Genomic DNA, 2,138 nt, shown 5'->3' on the forward strand with positions numbered 1-2,138 from the left:
CTCCTACCTGTTTCCCAACGCCCAGGGAGGCGCGGACACGGCGATCATCCAGGTACGACTGGAGCCCGGCCTCAGCGACGAGCGCCAGGCTCGCACCATCGAGACGATCCGCGCGGCGGTGGGAATGGAGGACTGGCGCCTAGGCCACGGCGGGCAGTACCTGGTGACCGGCGCGCCGGTGGTGGTGGCCGACCTCACCGACTCCATCACCGGCTCGATCATCGTGCTGCTCATCGCCGCGGGCTTGATCATGGCCGCCACGCTGGCGCTGGTCTTCCGCACCCCTCTGCGCCTGGCGCCGCTGGCCATCGCCCTGGGCGCCGCGGCGCTGACCTTCGGTGCCCTTTCGCTGGCCGGTGCCTCACTGACCATGGCGTCGATCGCCGTGCTGCCGGTGCTCATCGGCCTGGCCGTGGACTACGCGATCCAGATCCAGTCGCGGGTGGAGGAGGCACGCGCGGGCGCGCCGTCGGATCGTGGGGGGGCACCCCCCGCGCGCTCCGCGGCGGCCGCCTCCCGGCGGGTGGCCCGCGCGGGGGCGCCCACCGTGGTCACCGCCGCCGCGGCGACCACGGCCGGCTTCCTCGTGCTGCTGCTCTCGCCGGTGCCCATGGTGCAGGGCTTCGGCGCGCTGCTCGTGGTGGGCGTCGTCGTCGCCTTGGTGCTCACCCTCACCGCCGGCGTCGCCGCGCTGGTGCTGGTCCACGACGGCGGGGGCGGCGGGATCCCGCGCCGGCTGGCGCCCGCGCTGCGCGGCGCGCGCGACCTCCTGCGCCCGTTCTGTCGGGCGATGGGTGACCTGCTGGGTCCGCTGGGTCGCCGCGGGCTGGCGCTGGGTCGCCGGGCGGCGCGCGTACGCCCGTTCGCGGCGGTGCGCCGTGGCGCCCGCGCCGGCGCTGCCCGCGTCCGGGCGGGAGGCCACGCCTCGCTGGAGCTCGCGGTGCGCCATCCGGTCCGTGTGCTGGCCGTCGGCGTGGTGCTGGCGCTGGCCGGCTGGGCGCTGGACACCCAGCTCGAGGTCGAGTCCGACATCACCCGGCTGGTGCCCGCCGACCTGCGTGCGCTGGAGGACCTCGGGACCCTGCAGGAGGCCTCTGGCATCGGCGGCACGATCGACGTCCTCATCGAGGGCGACGACCTCAGCGACCCGGCGGCCATCGGTTGGATGGTCGACTACCAGCAGCGCGTCCTCGACCGCGCCGGCTTCAGCAGCGAGCGCGGCTGCGGCGAGGCCGCCGTCTGCCCCGCCTTCTCGCTGCCCGACCTCCTGTCGGGCACCACGCAGGCCGGGCAGGAGGCGGGCCGGCCCGGTGCGCAGGCCTTCGACGCGCTGCTGGCGGCGGCGCTCGACCTTGAGGCGTTCCTGGTCGAGGGCGAGCTTCGCGTTGCGCTCGGCCAGGTCGAGGATGCGCCGCTTGTCACCGCGCTCGGCCGCGCGCAGCTCGACCCGGCGCTCACGACGCTGGGAGAGCGCCTCGGCCAGCGCCTCCCGGTCGGGCAGCGCACCCTGCACCACGATCTGCGCGGGGATCACCGTGGCGCCGGAGTAGTACTGCAGGAGGAACTGCTGGGCGACCTCGCCGATGTCGTCGCCGCCCTCGTTGGCCAGGTAGAACGACTGCCGGTCGCTGAGGATGCCGTCGCGCACCTGGAAGACTTGCGCGTTGGCGTCGGTGCCATCGACGGCCACCGCGACGGCGTCCAGCACCGCGACCCCCACCCGGCGTGGGACCAGGACGATGTGCACGAGATCTACCGCACCTGGCGCAAGGTCGCCGACTCCTACGACCCCCCGCGGATCTTCGTGGCCGAGGCGTGGCTGCCCAGCAACGAGCGGCTGGCGCTGTACCTGCGGCCAGACGAGCTGCACACGGCCTTCCAGTTCGACTTCCTGCGGACTCCGTTCGACGCCGAGGTCATGGCCGGCGTGATCGACGACGCCCGCGCGCAGGCGGCGGCTGTCGGGGCACCGGCCACCTGGGTGCTCTCCAACCACGACGTCGTACGCCACGTGACCCGCTACGCGCGCTCGCAGCCCGACCACATGGTCGAGTCCGGCTGGGACCAGGCGCGGTGGTCCTCGGAGGAGGCCGACCTCGAACTCGGCCGGGCCCGCGCCCGGGCGGCGATCCTGCTGA

The 2,138-nt window shown here is 74.5% G+C and carries 1 protein-coding gene; it reads left to right on the forward strand.

From position 1 onward, the window contains the following. Window positions 1-2,138: MMPL family transporter (locus tag KY469_22905; GenBank protein MBW3665941.1), on the forward strand; the 2,138-nt coding region annotated here is incomplete at both ends.

This window comes from Actinomycetota bacterium (assembly GCA_019347575.1).
Taxonomy (GTDB): Bacteria; Actinomycetota; Nitriliruptoria; order Nitriliruptorales; family Nitriliruptoraceae; genus JAHWKY01.